A 14,874-nucleotide genomic window follows, 5' to 3' on the forward strand; every position below is an offset into this window, starting at 1 on the left:
TGAATTTTCAGGGATCAGCCGCGCAGAACCGCGCCGCTGGCCTTGCCGACCTTTTCCACGACCTTGGCGCAGACGGCCTCGATCTCCTTGTCGGTCAGCGTGGTCGCGCGCGGTTGCAGGCGCACGGCCAGAGCCACGGATTTCTTGCCCGCGCCCATCTGCGCCTCGGCCTTCTCGCCGGCGAAGACGTCAAAGACCGACACGCGCTCGATCAGGGCCTTGTCGGCGCCCTGCGCGGCGTTGACCAGAACGCTGGCCTCGACACCGGCATCCACCACGAAGGCAAAGTCACGCTCGACCGCCTGAAGATCCGACAGCACCAGCGCCGGACGCGTGGGCGTCTTCGTCTTCGGGAAGGGCACGTTCTCGAGCCAGATGCTGAAGGCCACCGCCGGCCCCTTGAGCCCCAGATCGCGCAGCACGCGGGGATGGATCTCGCCGAAGACGGCCAGCCGGTTCGGCCCCAGCCCCATCACGCCCGCGCGGCCGGGATGCCACCAGCCATCGAGCTTGCGCGAGATCTGCATCCGCGCAGGCGCCCCCACGGCGGCCAGAACCGCCTCGGCATCGGCCTTGGCGTCGAACACGTCCACCCCGCGGCGCGAGGCCCAGGGGTCGCGCGCCGCCGTGGCGCCGACCAGAAGGCCCGCGGCCTGAAGACGCTGCTCGCCCGGCTCGCCGCCGTGGAAGACCGGCCCCACCTCGAACAGCGCCATCTCGCCCTGCCCGCGCGCCTGGTTGCGCGCCGCAGCTTGCAGAAGGCCCGGAAGAAGGTCCGGCCGCAGATGCGTCATTTCCGACGAGATCGGGTTTTCCAGCCGCGTCGCCTCGGCCCCGCCGCCGAACATCGCCGCGGCCCCCGCGTCGATGAAGGAATAGGTTACGCATTCGTTATAGCCCAGCGCCGCAATCTGGCGCCGCGCGATGCGCTCGCGCACCTGCATCGGCATCAGGATCGGACCGGGCACGCCCACCGTCTCGCGCGCGAGGGGCTTGCCCTCCAGCTTGGTCAGCGAGGCCACGCGGGCCACTTCCTCGACCAGATCGGCCTCGCCCAGCACATCGGGGCGCCAGCTCGGCGGATGCGCCATGTCCCCGTCCAGCGTGAAGCCCAGCGACTCGAGCGTGGCGCGTTGCGTGGCTTCGGGAATCTCCATGCCGACAAGACGTTGCACGCGGGCCGGGTCCAGCCGATAGGCGCGGCCCGTGTCGGGCACGGCGCCGTCCGAGACCACCGCGGAGGCCTCGCCGCCGCAGAGATCCAGCACCATCTGCGTGGCCAGCTCCAGCCCCGGAAGGGTGAAGTCCGGGTCCACGCCGCGTTCGAAGCGATAGCGCGCGTCCGAGTTGATCTTGAGCGCGCGCCCCGTGGCGGCAATGGTGATCGGATCCCAATAGGCGCTTTCCAGGAACACGTCGGTCGTGTCCTCGGTGCAGCCCGACAGCTCGCCCCCCATCACGCCGGCCAGGCTTTCGGGGCCGGCGTCATCGCAGATCACCATCTGACCTGCGCGCAAGGTATAAGTCTTGCCGTCCAGCGCCAGGAACTCCTCGCCGCCGCGGGCGGGCACGATGCGCAGATCGCCCTTGACCTTGCCGGCGTCGAAGACGTGCAGCGGGCGGTTCAGGTCATAGGTGAAGAAGTTGGTGATATCGACCAGCGCCGAGATCGGCCGCAGCCCGATCGCCGTCAGCCGCGCCTTCAGCCAGTCGGGGCTTTCGCCGTTCGTCACGCCGCGGATCAGGCGCCCGGTGAAATAGGGGCAGCCCTTCTGCTTCAGGCTGTCGTCGATCTGCACCTTGATCGGGCTGTCAAAGCCGCCCGGCACCGGCGTGATCTCGAGCGGCTTGAGCCGCCCCAGCCCGCGCGCCGCCAGATCGCGCGCCACGCCGCGCACGCCCAGCGCATCGGGGCGGTTGGGGGTGATGGCGATGTCGATCACCGGATCCACGGCGTCGGGGCGGTTCTCGGCCAGCCAGTCCACGAAACGATCACCCACCTTGCCCGAGGGCAATTCGATGATGCCGTCATGTTCGTCCGACAGTTCCAGCTCGCGTTCCGAGGCCATCATGCCGTGGCTCTCGACGCCGCGGATCTTGCCCACGCCCAGCGTCACGTCGATGCCGGGGACATAATCGCCGGGCTTGCACAGGACCACGGTGATGCCGGCGCGCGCATTGGGGGCGCCGCAGACGATCTGCTTCTCGCCCTCGTCGGTCTCGACCCGGCAGACGCGCAGCTTGTCGGCATCGGGGTGCTGTTCGGCATGGACCACGCGCGCCAGCGTGAAGGGCGCCAGCTTCGCGGCGGGGTTCACGACCTCCTCGACCTCGAGGCCAAGATCGGTCAGCGCCGCGGCGATCTCCTCGACCGAGGCGTCGGTTTCGAGATGGTCTTTCAGCCAGGAGAGGGTGAATTTCATAGCGTGATCCCCAGCTTTTCGGCGGCTGCCTGTTTCAGATAAGCAACGGCAATGTCTTTCATCATACCCAAGGTAGCGCCGCCGACGGCAGCGGCGCCTTCCTTGGTCTTCTCCCAGATGCCGTCATTTCTGATGGCATCAAGGTAATCGTGGCCCGCGGAAGTAAGGCGCATCCCATGCTTGCCCACTGGCGCCACCAGACCTTCGTCTATCATCAGGTGAACGTGCCCGCGCTCATTCCACTCTGCGTCGTCGTCCTTCGTTAATCCGGGCATGAATAGTAGCCAATCCTCGTCGGCTTCATACTTGAACAGAAGCTCTCGGATATATTCATCGTCCCGCTTCACCGGCTAAGCCCCCCGAACACCGTCGGCAGGTCCAGCGCACTGAAGCCATAATGTTTCAGCCAGCGCAGGTCGCTTTCGAAGAAGGCGCGCAGGTCGGGGATGCCGTATTTCAGCATGGCCAGACGGTCGATGCCCATGCCGAAGGCAAAGCCCTGGAATTCGTCGGGGTTGACGCCCGCGGCGGCCAGCACCTTGGGGTGCACCATGCCCGAGCCCAGGATCTCCATCCAGTCGTTGCCCTGCCCGATCTTGAGCTGGCCGCCCTCCCACGAGCAGCGGATGTCCACCTCGGCCGAAGGTTCGGTGAAGGGGAAGTGGCTGGCGCGGAAGCGCAGCTCGACGTCCGGCACCTCGAAGAAGCTGCGGCAGAATTCTTCCAGCACCCATTTGAGGTTCGCCATCGAGATGTCGCGGCCGATGGCCAGCCCCTCGACCTGGTGGAACATCGGCGTGTGGGTCTGGTCCATGTCCATGCGGTAGACGCGGCCCGGCGCGATCACGCGGATGGGCGCGCCCTGGGCCTGCATGGCGCGGATCTGCACCGGGCTCGTGTGGGTGCGCAGCACATGCGGCGGGCGCGGGTCGGCCGGATCGCGCGCCATGAAGAAGGTGTCGTGTTCCTGGCGCGCGGGATGTTCGGGCGCGATGTTGAGCGCGTCGAAGTTGAACCAGTCGCTTTCGACCTGCGGACCCTCGGCCACGGCAAAGCCCATGTCGGCGAAGATCGCGGTGATCTCGTCCATGACCTGGGACACGGGGTGGATGGTGCCGGTGCGGCGCGGACGGGCGGGCAGCGTGACATCCAGCCATTCGGCGGCCAGGCGCGCCTCGAGCGCGGCATCGGCCAGCGCGGCCTTGCGCGCGCGCAGCGCCGCGTCGATCTCGTCCTTGAGCGCGTTGAGCCGGGCACCGGCGGCCTGACGCTCGTCGGCGGCCATCTTGCCCAGTTCGCGCATCTTCAGGCTGATCTCGCCCTTCTTGCCCAGCGCCCCCACCCGGATGGCTTCCAGCGCGGCTTCGTCCGCGGCCTCCCTGATCGCGTCCAGATACCGGCTCAGCAGCGCGTCGAGATCGTCGGCCATGTCGTCCCTCTCCTGAAGTCGCGCCCGTGCTAGCCAGAGGGCGGCGCGAATGCAAGCATGCAAAGAAAAACCCGCACAGGCCGGGGCCTGCGCGGGTGTCGATCGTCCCGATGTCGGGAAATCAGGCGGCCTGCGCGGCCTTGGCCTTTTCCAGGATGGCGGCAAAGGCCTCGGGTTCGTTGATGGCCAGATCGGCCAGAACCTTGCGGTCAACCTCGATGCCGGCCAGCGACAGCAGGTTGATGAAACGCGAATAGGTCATCTCGGCGTCCAGCGCGCGGACGGCGGCGTTGATCCGCTGGATCCACAGCGCGCGGAAGTTGCGCTTGCGCTGCTTGCGGTCGCGCGTGGCGTATTGCATCGCCTTGTCGACGGCCTGCGTGGCCGTGCGGAAGTTGCGCGAGCGTGCGGAATAATAGCCCTTGGCCTTCTTGATGACCTTGCGGTGGGCGGCGTGAGTGACCTTGCCGGATTTGACGCGTGCCATGTGCGAGCCTCCCCCTTAGCGGTTATAGGGCATGTATTTCTTGACGATCTTGGCGTCGCAATCGGCCAGGACCATCGTGCCCGCGGTCTCGCGGATGAACTTCGGCGTGCGCTTGATCATGCCGTGCCGCTTGCCGGCGGGGCCCACTTTCACCTTGCCAGAGGCGGTGAACTTGAACCGCTTTTTCGCAGCGGACTTGGTCTTCATCTTGGGCATTTCCATCTCCTTTCAGAGGCGGTTATCGCGCGACTCGGCATGCCACACCGGCCGGACGCGCGGGTTTGGAGCGTGCGCCATACACGCCAGCGGACCCTTTGGCAAGAAAGAAACCGCCCCGAAGGGCGGCCCCGGCCGTTCCGGCGCTGCGCGCGCGCTCAGATCTCGGCAACGGCGCGCTGCACCACGCGCGCAAAGACATCGGGCACGTCGTCGGGCGCATAGCCGCCCGGCTTCGAGACCATCGCCATCAGGATCAGGCAGCCGCCCGACACGATCGACACCGCCGCCCCCCGCGGCGAATGCCCTCCGGACAGCGAGGACAGCATCGCGGGAATCGAAAACGCCGCGATCACCAGCCCAAGCACCAGAAAAACATCACTTTCCATACCCGTCACACCCGGTTGTTAACCCGGCGTTAAGGTTACTCCGGGTCGGTGCGGAAAATCAAACGCTCATCGCAGGGGGCCACGCGCAGGATGTTGGTCGTGCCCTGCACGTTGAAGGGCACCCCGGCGATGACCACGATCTGGTGGGTCTCGTCGGCAAAGCCGAAGTCGCGGGCGGCGCGGGCGGCGTTGACCACGGCCATCTTGAAGCGCTCGACTTCCTCGCAGCGCACGGTGTGCACGCCCCAGGTCAGCGCCAGCCGGCGCAGCGTGTCGGTGATGGGCGACAGCGCGATCACCGGCACCTTGGGCCGTTCGCGCGCCACCAGCCCGACCGTGCGCCCCGACTGGGTATAGCAGCAGATGGCCGAGACATCGGTGGTCTCGGCGATCTCGCGGGCGGCAGCCACGATCCCTTCGGCCACGGTGTGACGCACGGCGTTGCGGCTGGCCTCGATGATGGCGCGGAAGGTGGGGTCATCCTCGACCGACTGGGCCACGGAATCCATCGTGCGCACAGCCTCGACCGGATAGCGCCCCGCCGCCGATTCCGCCGACAGCATCACCGCATCGGCGCCTTCGTAGATGGCGGTGGCCACGTCCGAGACCTCGGCGCGGGTGGGCATCGGGCTTTCGATCATGCTCTCGAGCATCTGCGTGGCCACGATCACCGGCTTGGCGGCCGCGCGCGCACCACGGATCAGCTGCTTCTGGATCGGCGGCACCGCATGAACAGGCAGTTCCACCCCCAGATCGCCGCGCGCGACCATGATCCCGTCCGACACCTTCAGGATCTCGGGATAGGCCTTCACCGCGGCCGGCTTCTCGATCTTGGACAGGATCGCGGCACGCCCGCGGGCCAGCTCGCGCGCCTCGATCACATCCTCGGGGCGCTGCACGAAAGACAGCGCCAGCCAGTCCACGCCCATCTCGCAGGCGAATTCCAGATCTTCGCGGTCCTTGTCCGACAGCGCCGCCACCGGCAGCACCACATCGGGCACGTTCACGCCCTTGCGGTTCGAGATGGTGCCGCCCACCGTCACCACGCAATCGGCGAACTCGGGGCCGCAATCCTGGACCCGCAGGCGGATCTTGCCGTCGTTGACCAGAAGCGTGGTGCCCGGCACCAGCGCGGCAAAGATCTCGGGGTGGGGCAGGCAGACGCGGTGGCCATCGCCGTCGGCGGGGTTGAGGTCGAAGCGGAAGAGGTTGCCCTCCTCGAGATCGGCGGCGCCCACGGCAAAGGTGCCCACGCGCAGCTTCGGCCCCTGAAGGTCGGCCAGCACGGCGATGGGGCGACCGGTCTCTTCCTCGATGCGGCGCAGGATGTCATAGCGTTCGCGGTGATCGTCATGCGTGCCGTGGCTCATGTTGAGCCGGAACACGTCCGCCCCCGCCGCGAACAGCGCCTTGATCGTTTCGTAATCGCTTGAAGACGGGCCCAGCGTGGCCACGATCTTGACGTTGCGAAGGCGTCTCATCCTGCCTCTTTCTCCGGTTGTGTCGGCGCTAACATGCATTCTCTATCGCGCATATTGCCCCAGGGGGCAACTGGCGCCCCACGCTGCGCTGCGGTAATGAAACCCAATTCAACCCGAAAGGTTACAGCAAGATGACCGAACACCCGATCGTGAGCGCGGGCCTCGAACGGCCGGGACGCTGGCTGGTGACCTGCGACCATGCCACGAACCGCGTGCCCGACTGGGTGAATGGCGGCGACCTGGGGTTGCCGGCGGCGGACATGGCGCGCCACATCGCCTTCGATCCCGGCGCGCTGGGGGTGGCGCAGGCGCTGGCCGAGATCCTGGACAGCCCGATGATCGGGGCGGATTTCTCGCGGCTGGTGATCGACCCCAACCGCGGCGAACGCGACCCCACGCTGGTCATGCAGCTCTATGACGGCACGATCATCCCGGCCAATCGCGCCATCCCGGCGGCGGGCGTCGCGGAACGTCTGGACCGTCTGTGGCGCCCCTATCACACCGCCTACGAGACCCTGGCCGCCGCCCGTCCCGACCGGGCGATCTGTGCGATCCATTCCTTCACCCCGCAATTGCGCGCCCAGCCGCCGCGGCCCTGGCAGATCGGCATCCTTCATGCGCCCGCCGACACGCGCCTGGCGCTGCCGCTGATCGCGGCACTGCGGGCGGCGGGCTATTGCGTGGGCGACAACGAACCCTATGCCGGCCATCTGCCGGGGGATTCCATCGACACCCATGCGCTGCGCCAAGGCCGGGCGAATGTGCTGATCGAATTGCGCAACGATCTGATTTCAACGCCCGAGTCGCAGCGCGAATGGGCGGCGATCCTGGCGCCCTTCCTGACCCGTCTGCTGGCCGAACTGCCGCGCTGAAGTTTCTCACCCAAGACCAATCTTCGGCAACACCCCGGATTGTTTCCACGCACACCGACAGGCAGACGCCGGGCACCACATTCCCGCCTAATTGCTTGCCTTCGGGTTAACCTGGGGGCACTGTCCGCGCGTTAACTTGTTGCTGCCGGAGATCGCCATGATCGGCTTGATGACGTTGTTCTCGCTCGCCATGCTGGGCGGTCTTGCTACCCTCTTCGACACTTCCGACGATGACGGGGGAAGCTCGCACACCTCCGACGGCGAGGAGATGAACGGCACCGCCGGCAACGACACCCTGGAAGGCTCCAAGGGGGATGACACCATCGCCGGCGGCGACGGCGATGACATGGTCGAGGCCGGCGACGGCAACGACATCATCTACGACAGCGCCGGGGCCGACCTGCTGGAAGGCGGTGCGGGCAATGACGTCATCGTGGATGATGGCGGCGCCTCGACGATCCACGGCGGCGACGGCAACGACACCATATTCGCCTCGGACGATCCCGACGACGGCGACGGCGCCGACCGGATCGGCGGCGAGAACGGCGACGACGTGATCTATGGCGACGACGGCGACACGCTCTGGGGCGGGGCCGGCAACGACATCTTCGGCGTCGACATGGACGACTATAACAACCCCGACGCCCGATCCGTGGTGGTGGCCGATTACGTCAAGGGCGAGGATCAGCTGTTCATCGACTATGACCCCGCCATGCATTCCGGCGCCGTCACCCTGGAGCTGGCCGCCAACGGCAAGGACACGCTGGTCAAGATGGACGATCAGGTGGCCTTCATCCTGCAAAGCCGGCAGCTTGAAGAAGTGTCGATAGACGACATCTCGGCCATGCCCTACATGCCCGACGACATCAACGAGATCACCGGCACCGCAGGCAACGACACCCTGACCGGCGGCGCGGGCGCCGATGCGATCGTGGCCCTGGGCGGCAACGACAGCATCGTGGATACGCAGGGCGACAATATCATCGACGCGGGCGACGGCGCCGACACCATCACCACCGGCACGGGCGATGACGTGGTTGCGGCCGGCGCAGGCGACGATGTGGTGCAGGACGGCGACGGCGACGACGTCACCCGTCTGGGCGGGGGCAACGACATCTATTCCACCCTGCCCACCGACACCGGCAACGACGTGGTCCAGGGCGGCACCGGCAACGACACCCTCACCAGCGGCGCCGGCGACGACACGCTGACGGGCGACGACGGCAACGACACCCTGGCCGACGACGCGGGCCAGAACTGGCTGGACGGCGGGCCGGGCAACGACACGCTGTCGGCCAGCGACGACCCCACCGCGGCCGCGGCGCCCGATGTCCTTCTGGGCGGGGCGGGCGATGACGTGATCGCGGGCGATTACGGCGACCAGATGACCGGCGGCGAGGGCGCGGATACCTTCGCGCTCAGCGTCACCGCCGCCAGCGCCTCGGGCACCTGGAGCCATATCACCGATTACACTGCCGGCACCGACACGATCGAGATCAGCTACGACGCGACCTCGTATCAGCCCGATGTCACCGTGGAATGGACCCCCAGCGGCGGCGGCACGCTGGTGCGCCTGGACGGCGCGCCCGCGGTCGTGCTGACCGGCGTCGCCCCCGATGAGGTGAACCTGTCCGACATCACCCTGGTTCCGGTGGGCGTTGCCCCCAACCCGGTGGGCCAGACCCTGACCGGCACGGCGGGCGATGACGCGCTGACCGGCGGGGCCGGCAACGACACCATCACCGGCGGCGCGGGCAATGACACGCTCGACGGCTACTGGGGCGACGATCTGATCACCGACGACGCCGGCAACGACCTGGTCTATCTGGGCGAGGGCAACGACACCTATGACGGCACCACCGGCAGCGGGTCCGACACGATCTTCGGCGGCGACGGCAATGACACCATCACCGACGTGAACACCGGCGCCCCCACGGCCGAGAGCATCGCCCTGAACGGCGACGATGGCGCCGACGTGCTGATCCAGCAGGACGGCAACGCCACGCTGATGGGCGGCAGCGGCGACGACACGCTGGCCGGCGACGACAGCCTGGACGGCGCGCCCGACGTGCTGTCCGGCGGACCGGGCGCCGACGTGATCTATGGCGATCACGGCGATTACATCTGGGGCGGGCTCGACGCCGATGCCTATGTGGTCAGCTATACCGCCAACAGCGGCTCGGACGCCTGGGTGCATGTGCAGGATTACGACGCCACCGAAGATGGGGTGATCGTGGTCTACGACGAGACCGCCTATCCGACCACGCCGGTTCTCAGCTTCGCGGCCTCGGCCGACGGGCTGTCGACGCTGGTGCAGGCCAATGGCGCGACCGTCGCCATCCTGACCGGGGTCCAGCCCGATGCGGTGGCCACCAACCGCGTCTTCGCCATGAGCGAAACCGCGCTGGCCTCGGCCACCCCGGCGCTGGCCAATCTGGTCTAACGACAGGGGGCTGCGCGCGCCCCCCTTTTCCGCCGCGAACGCCGGGCCTCAGCGCCCGGCGTTTTCCACGAAATCGACCAGCTTCGGCAGGCAGACGCGCTTGAGGTCATAGGTCGCGCGGATGCCGTCACGCGCCGCCCCGCGCAAGGGCGCGAAACGCTCGGGCTCGGCCAGGCATTCCGTCAGCACCCGCGACCAGCCCTCGATGTCGAAGAAATCGACCAGCCGGCCGTTCTCGCCGTCGCGGATCATCTCGCGCACGGGGCCGGTGTCCGAGGCCACGACCAGCGCCCCCGCGCCCAGGCTTTCCATCAGCGACCAGCTCAGCACGAAGGGATAGGTCAGATAGGCGTGCACCCGCGCCACATGCAGCAGCTTGACATAGGTGGGATAGGGCACGCGGCCCAGGAAATGCAGCCGCGACATGTCGATCCGGTCCTGCACCTCGGTCAGGAACCGCTGCTTCCAGCTGATCCCGTCCTTGGGCGCGGCGCCATAGCTCTGACCCTCGTCGCCGATGATGACCACATGCGCCTCGGGGCGGGCCGCCATCACCCCCGGCAGCGCCCGCATGAAGCTGTGATAGCCGCGATAGGGCTCGAGCGAGCGGTTGACGAAGCTCAGAACCTCGTCGCCGACGCGGAAGGTGTGCCCGCCGGGGATCTCCAGCGTGGCCGAGGGGTCGGGCGTCAGCCGGTCGGTGTCGATCCCGTCATGGATCACGGTGATCTTGGCGCGCAGCTCCGGCGGGAAGGTCGCGGCCTGGAATTCGGTGGGCGACAGGCCGGCATCGGCCTGCACCATCGACTGGATCAGATGCGCCGCCCGCGCCGTGGTCGAGATGCGGCTTCCCAGATTGTCGCGCGCGAATTCGGGGTCGAAATCGGTGTCCAGCCCCGTGGTCTGATACATCAGCTCGGCATAGACGATCAGCTTCGCCTCGGGCCAGACCTCCTTGAGAAACAGCGTCTCGCCCCAGCCCGAATGCCCCACGATCACGTCGGGCACATAGCCGTGCCGGTCGCGCAAGGTGCGCGCAGCCAGCGCCGCCCGCATGCCGCGTTCGGCGCTTTCGGCATAGAGCCGGGTCAGCGGCGAGGACAGCGTGACCTTCTCGGGGTTGCGATACTTGACCACCTTCACCGGCGAGGGGCGGTTGTTCGACTCGGCGGTCAGGGCCAGCACCTCGTGGCCGCGCTGGGCCAGAGCCGGGGCCAGATGGGGAAACTGCCCCGGAAAGTTCTGGTGAACGAACAGGATCTTCAAGGCGCCTCTCCCAGGGCTGCGGCCATCAGGGCACGGGTGTAATCGCTGCGCGGCGCGGCAAAGATCTCGGCGGCGGGGCCCGCCTCGACCACCTGGCCGGATTTCATCACCATCAGCTTGTGCGACAGCGCCCGCACCACGCGCAGGTCGTGGCTGATGAACAGATAGGCCAGGCCGTGCCGGCGTTGCAGATCGCGCAGAAGCTCGACGATCTGCACCTGAACGGTCATGTCCAGCGCCGAGGTCGGCTCGTCCAGAACCACCACCCTGGGGCGCAGGATCATGGCCCGCGCAATGGCGATCCGCTGGCGCTGCCCGCCCGAGAATTCATGCGGATAGCGCGCCATCGCCGCCGGATCGAGCCCGGTCTCGGCCATGATCTCGGCCACCATCTCGCGGCGGTTGCGGCCCGGTTCGACCCCGTGGACCGACAGCCCTTCGGCGATGATCTCCTCGACCGTCATCCGCGGCGAGAGGCTGCCGAACGGGTCCTGGAACACGATCTGCATGTCGCGGCGCAGCCGGCGCAGGTCGCGCCCGCCCAGGGCCGAGATGTCCTCGCCGCAAAACGAGATGCGCCCCTCGGAGGCGATCAGCCGCATCAGCGCCAGCGCCAGCGTGGTCTTGCCCGACCCGCTCTCGCCGACGATGCCCAGCGTCTCGCCCGCGCGCACCGACAGATCCGCCTCCTCGACGGCGCGGACATGGCCCACGGTCTTGCGCAAAAGCCCGCGCTGGATCGGGAACCAGACCTTCAGCCCTTCGGCGCGCAACACCTCTGCGGCGTCACGGGCCACCGGATCGGCCCCGCCCTGCGGCTGGGCGGCCAGCAGCTTGCGCGTGTAGGGGTGCTGCGGATCGGCAAAGAGACGCTCGACCGGGCCCTGCTCGACGATCTCGCCGCCCTGCATCACGCAGACCCGGTCCGCGATGCGCCGCACCACCCCAAGATCGTGGCTGATGAACAGTAGGCTCATCCCCTCGGCGCGCTTGAGATCGGCCAGAAGCTCGAGGATCTGCGCCTGGATCGTGACATCGAGCGCGGTGGTCGGCTCGTCGGCGATCAGCAGTTCGGGGCCATTGGCCAGCGCCATGGCGATCATCACGCGCTGACGCTGCCCGCCCGAAAGCTGGTGCGGATAATCCTTGAGCCGGCGCTCGGGCGCGTCGATGCCCACCCGTGCCAGCAACTCGATGATGCGGGTGCGCGCGGCCTCGCCGGTCAGCCCCTGATGCAGCGCGAGGCTTTCGCCGATCTGCTTTTCCAGCGTGTGCAGCGGGTTGAGCGAGGTCATCGGCTCCTGGAAGATGAAGCTGATGTCATTGCCGCGCACCGCGCGCAGGCGGGCTTCATCGGCGCCCACCATCTCGGCGCCGGCATAGCGGATCGAGCCCGAGACCTCGGCATTGCGCCCCAGAAGCGCCACCGTGGACAGCGCCGTCACCGACTTGCCCGAGCCGCTTTCGCCGACCAGCGCAACCGTCTCGCCGCGCCCCACCCCGAAGGAGACGCCGCGAACGGCCTCGATGCGCTTGCCATCCTGATGGAAGGCCACGCGCAGATCCGACACATCGAGCACGAGCGAGGAAGCCATGTCCTTCATGCGAAGGTCTTTCTGGGGTCGAAGGCGTCGCGCACGCCCTCGAAGATGAAGACCAGAAGCGACAGCATGATCGCAAAGGTGAAGAAGGCCGAGAACGCCAGCCACGGCGCCTGGAGGTTCTGCTTGGCCTGAAGCGCAAGCTCGCCCAGCGACGGCGCCGAGGACGGCAGCCCATAGCCCAGATAATCGAGCGAGGCGAGCGAGGCGATCGTCCCCGTGACCACGAAGGGCAGCAGCGTCAGCGTGGCCACCATCGCATTGGGCAGGATGTGGCGAAACATGATGACCCGGTCCGACACCCCCAGCGCCCGCGCCGCGCGCACATATTCGAAGTTGCGCGCGCGCAGGAATTCGGCCCGCACCACCCCCGTCAGCGCCGGCCAGCCGAACAGGATCGACACGAAGACCAGAAGCCAGAAGCTGCGCCCCAGGATGGCGAACAGGATGATGATGACATAAAGCGAGGGCGTCGAGGACCAGATCTCGAGCGCGCGCTGGAAGATCAGGTCGGTCCGGCCACCGAAATAGCCCTGCACCGCGCCGGCGGCGATGCCGATCGCGCTGGCAACCGAGGTCACGATCAGCGTGAACAGGATCGAGGTGCGGAAGCCATAGATCACCCGCGCGGCCACGTCGCGCGCGGTGTCATCGGTGCCCAGCCAGTGATCGGCATCGGGCGCCGAGGGCGCGGTGCCCACGTTGTTGATGGTGCGATAATGATAGGGGATCGGCGGCCACAGCATCCAGCCGCGCTCGACCGGCGTGCCGTCGACCGCGCCGGTCGAACGCGCCTCGGCCATCACCTCCTCGGGGGCGTCCCAGCATTCCTGCCGTCCGCCGGTCACGATCAGGCATTGCACGGCCTCGTCGCGGTAGATCGCCTCGGTGGCGAAATCGCCGCCGAAGGCGGTCTCGGGGTAGAAGCGATAGGCCGGCACGAACCATTCGCCGCGATAGCTGACCAGGATCGGCTTGTCGTTGGCCACGATCTCGGCCAGCATCGACACGACGAACAGCACCAGAAAGATCCACAGCGACCAGAACGCCCGGCGGTTGGCCTTGAAGTTGCGCCAGCGGCGCGCGTTGAGCGGCGAAAGCGCCATCAGCCGGCCCTCCGCTCGAAGTCGATGCGCGGATCCACGAAGACATACATCAGGTCCGACAGGATCCCCACGACCAGCCCCATCAGCCCGAAGACATAGAGCGTGCCGAAGATCACCGGATAATCGCGCGCCACCGCCGCCTCGAAGCCCAGCCGGCCCAGCCCGTCCAGCGAGAAGATCGTCTCGATCAGGATCGAGGCGCCGAAGAACACCCCCAGGAACAGCGACGGAAAGCCCGCGATCACGATCAGCATCGCGTTGCGGAACACATGGCCGTAAAGGACGCGGGATTCCGTCAGCCCCTTGGCGCGGGCGGTGATGACATATTGCTTGTTGATCTCGTCCAGAAAGGAATTCTTGGTCAGCAGCGTCAGCGTGGCAAAGCTGGCGATGGTCGAGGCCACGACCGGCAGCGTGATATGCCACAGATAGTCGATCGCCTTGCCCCACAGGCTCAGCTCGGCCCAATTGTCCGAGGTCAGCCCGCGCAGGGGGAATATCTTCCAATAGCTGCCGCCCGCAAACAGCACCATCAGCAGAACCGCGAACAGGAAGCCGGGAATGGCATAGCCGACGATGATCGCCCCCGAGGTCCAGGTGTCGAAGGGCGTGCCATCCCGCACCGCCTTGCGGATGCCCAGCGGGATCGAGATCAGATAGGCCAGCAGCGTCGACCACAGCCCCAGCGTGATCGAGACGGGCATCTTCTCGGCCACCAGATCGACCACCGGGATCGAGCGGAAAAAGCTCTCGCCGAAGTCGAAGCGCAGATAATTGCCCATCATGATGAAGAAGCGTTCCGCGGCGCCGATGGTCTGCTTGCGGCATTCGGGGGCGGCCAGATCGGGCGGGCCCGCGAAATCGGGATCACAGACCACGCGGGCAAAGCCCATCTGCACCTCGAGCGCGTCCAGCATCTCGGGCGGCAGACCGCGGGCACCGGCATAGCGGTCCTCGCCCGTGGGGGCCTGCATCCCCGCATCCCCCCCGCCGGCGATGTTGCGGAACACGTCGGCCTCGCCCTCGACACGGGCGATGATCTGCTCGATCGGCCCGCCGGGCACGAATTGCGTCAGCGCGAAGTTCACCACCATGATCCCGACCAGCGTCGGGATGATCAGCAACAGCCGCCGGAGGATATAGGCGCCCATGCCTGTCCTG

Annotated in this window: 13 protein-coding genes; 2 read left to right on the forward strand and 11 right to left on the reverse strand. The window is 67.3% G+C overall.

Annotation, left to right across the window (positions count from 1 at the left end; genetic code table 11):
• Nucleotides 1–14 precede the first annotated feature (14 nt).
• The 7 genes from pheT to pyk form a co-directional block, all read right to left on the reverse strand.
• Entirely contained in the window at nt 15–2,423 is a 2,409-nt protein-coding gene (gene pheT / locus BW949_RS13640; RefSeq protein ID WP_076367032.1) for a phenylalanine--tRNA ligase subunit beta, read from the reverse strand.
• The gene (locus BW949_RS13645; protein ID WP_076367034.1) at nt 2,420–2,770 is read right to left on the reverse strand and encodes a DUF2513 domain-containing protein; all 351 of its coding nucleotides are present in this window, start codon (nt 2,768–2,770) and stop codon (nt 2,420–2,422) included. Before BW949_RS13645 ends, pheT begins: the two co-directional genes overlap by 4 nt.
• The gene (gene pheS / locus BW949_RS13650; RefSeq protein WP_076367036.1) at nt 2,767–3,852 is read right to left on the reverse strand and encodes a phenylalanine--tRNA ligase subunit alpha; all 1,086 of its coding nucleotides are present in this window, start codon (nt 3,850–3,852) and stop codon (nt 2,767–2,769) included. Before pheS ends, BW949_RS13645 begins: the two co-directional genes overlap by 4 nt.
• Before the next feature lie 121 nt (nt 3,853–3,973).
• A complete protein-coding gene (gene rplT / locus BW949_RS13655) occupies nt 3,974–4,339 on the reverse strand; it encodes a 50S ribosomal protein L20 (RefSeq protein ID WP_076367038.1) in 366 nt (121 codons plus the stop codon).
• A gap of 15 nt (nt 4,340–4,354) precedes the next feature.
• Nucleotides 4,355–4,555 carry a 50S ribosomal protein L35 gene (gene rpmI, locus BW949_RS13660; RefSeq protein ID WP_076367040.1) on the reverse strand — a complete coding sequence of 67 codons (201 nt, stop codon included), beginning with the start codon at nt 4,553–4,555 and terminating at the stop codon, nt 4,355–4,357.
• A 158-nt stretch (nt 4,556–4,713) separates the two neighbouring features.
• Complete coding sequence (locus tag BW949_RS13665; RefSeq protein WP_076367042.1) at nt 4,714–4,944, reverse strand: hypothetical protein; 231 nt, start codon at nt 4,942–4,944, stop codon at nt 4,714–4,716.
• Nucleotides 4,945–4,979: 35 nt separating this feature from the next.
• The gene (gene pyk / locus BW949_RS13670) at nt 4,980–6,425 is read right to left on the reverse strand and encodes a pyruvate kinase (protein ID WP_076367044.1); all 1,446 of its coding nucleotides are present in this window, start codon (nt 6,423–6,425) and stop codon (nt 4,980–4,982) included.
• Between the two features lie 131 nt (nt 6,426–6,556).
• Between pyk and BW949_RS13675 the strand changes: the two genes are divergently transcribed.
• Together BW949_RS13675 and BW949_RS17670 are read left to right on the forward strand one after the other, a co-directional pair.
• Entirely contained in the window at nt 6,557–7,297 is a 741-nt protein-coding gene (locus tag BW949_RS13675) for an N-formylglutamate amidohydrolase (protein WP_076367046.1), read from the forward strand.
• A 157-nt stretch (nt 7,298–7,454) separates the two neighbouring features.
• Nucleotides 7,455–9,740 (forward strand): calcium-binding protein, encoded by a 2,286-nt coding sequence (locus BW949_RS17670; protein ID WP_076367048.1) that lies wholly within the window; start codon nt 7,455–7,457, stop codon nt 9,738–9,740.
• Between the two features lie 48 nt (nt 9,741–9,788).
• Here BW949_RS17670 and BW949_RS13685 read toward each other — a convergent pair whose 3' ends face one another.
• The 4 genes from BW949_RS13685 to BW949_RS13700 are packed head-to-tail and all read right to left on the reverse strand — an operon-like array spanning nt 9,789 to nt 14,864.
• The gene (locus BW949_RS13685; RefSeq protein WP_076367050.1) at nt 9,789–11,006 is read right to left on the reverse strand and encodes a glycosyltransferase; all 1,218 of its coding nucleotides are present in this window, start codon (nt 11,004–11,006) and stop codon (nt 9,789–9,791) included.
• The gene (locus BW949_RS13690; protein ID WP_076367052.1) at nt 11,003–12,610 is read right to left on the reverse strand and encodes an ABC transporter ATP-binding protein; all 1,608 of its coding nucleotides are present in this window, start codon (nt 12,608–12,610) and stop codon (nt 11,003–11,005) included. Before BW949_RS13690 ends, BW949_RS13685 begins: the two co-directional genes overlap by 4 nt.
• On the reverse strand, nt 12,607–13,713 hold the full coding sequence (locus BW949_RS13695; protein WP_076367054.1) for an ABC transporter permease: 1,107 nt from the start codon (nt 13,711–13,713) through the stop codon (nt 12,607–12,609). The genes BW949_RS13690 and BW949_RS13695 overlap by 4 nt, the downstream gene beginning before the upstream one ends.
• Nucleotides 13,713–14,864, reverse strand: coding sequence for a microcin C ABC transporter permease YejB (locus BW949_RS13700; RefSeq protein WP_076367056.1), 1,152 nt, complete (start codon nt 14,862–14,864; stop codon nt 13,713–13,715). The genes BW949_RS13695 and BW949_RS13700 overlap by 1 nt, the downstream gene beginning before the upstream one ends.
• Nucleotides 14,865–14,874: the final 10 nt, after the last annotated feature.

Origin of the sequence: Phaeovulum vinaykumarii, assembly GCF_900156695.1 — a bacterium.
In the GTDB taxonomy this organism is placed as follows: domain Bacteria; phylum Pseudomonadota; class Alphaproteobacteria; order Rhodobacterales; family Rhodobacteraceae; genus Bieblia_A; species Bieblia_A vinaykumarii.

Excerpts from the sequence above, each read along its gene's own strand:
- pheT (WP_076367032.1), bottom strand. The coding sequence starts at position 2,423 with ATGAAATTCACCCTCTCCTGGCTGAAAGACCATCTCGAAACCGACGCC.
- pheS (WP_076367036.1), bottom strand. The coding sequence starts at position 3,852 with ATGGCCGACGATCTCGACGCGCTGCTGAGCCGGTATCTGGACGCGATC.
- rplT (WP_076367038.1), bottom strand. The coding sequence starts at position 4,339 with ATGGCACGCGTCAAATCCGGCAAGGTCACTCACGCCGCCCACCGCAAG.
- rpmI (WP_076367040.1), bottom strand. The coding sequence starts at position 4,555 with ATGCCCAAGATGAAGACCAAGTCCGCTGCGAAAAAGCGGTTCAAGTTC.
- BW949_RS13665 (WP_076367042.1), bottom strand. The coding sequence starts at position 4,944 with ATGGAAAGTGATGTTTTTCTGGTGCTTGGGCTGGTGATCGCGGCGTTT.
- pyk (WP_076367044.1), bottom strand. The coding sequence starts at position 6,425 with ATGAGACGCCTTCGCAACGTCAAGATCGTGGCCACGCTGGGCCCGTCT.
- BW949_RS13675 (WP_076367046.1), top strand. The coding sequence starts at position 6,557 with ATGACCGAACACCCGATCGTGAGCGCGGGCCTCGAACGGCCGGGACGC.
- BW949_RS17670 (WP_076367048.1), top strand. The coding sequence starts at position 7,455 with ATGATCGGCTTGATGACGTTGTTCTCGCTCGCCATGCTGGGCGGTCTT.
- BW949_RS13690 (WP_076367052.1), bottom strand. The coding sequence starts at position 12,610 with ATGAAGGACATGGCTTCCTCGCTCGTGCTCGATGTGTCGGATCTGCGC.
- BW949_RS13695 (WP_076367054.1), bottom strand. The coding sequence starts at position 13,713 with ATGGCGCTTTCGCCGCTCAACGCGCGCCGCTGGCGCAACTTCAAGGCC.
- BW949_RS13700 (WP_076367056.1), bottom strand. The coding sequence starts at position 14,864 with ATGGGCGCCTATATCCTCCGGCGGCTGTTGCTGATCATCCCGACGCTG.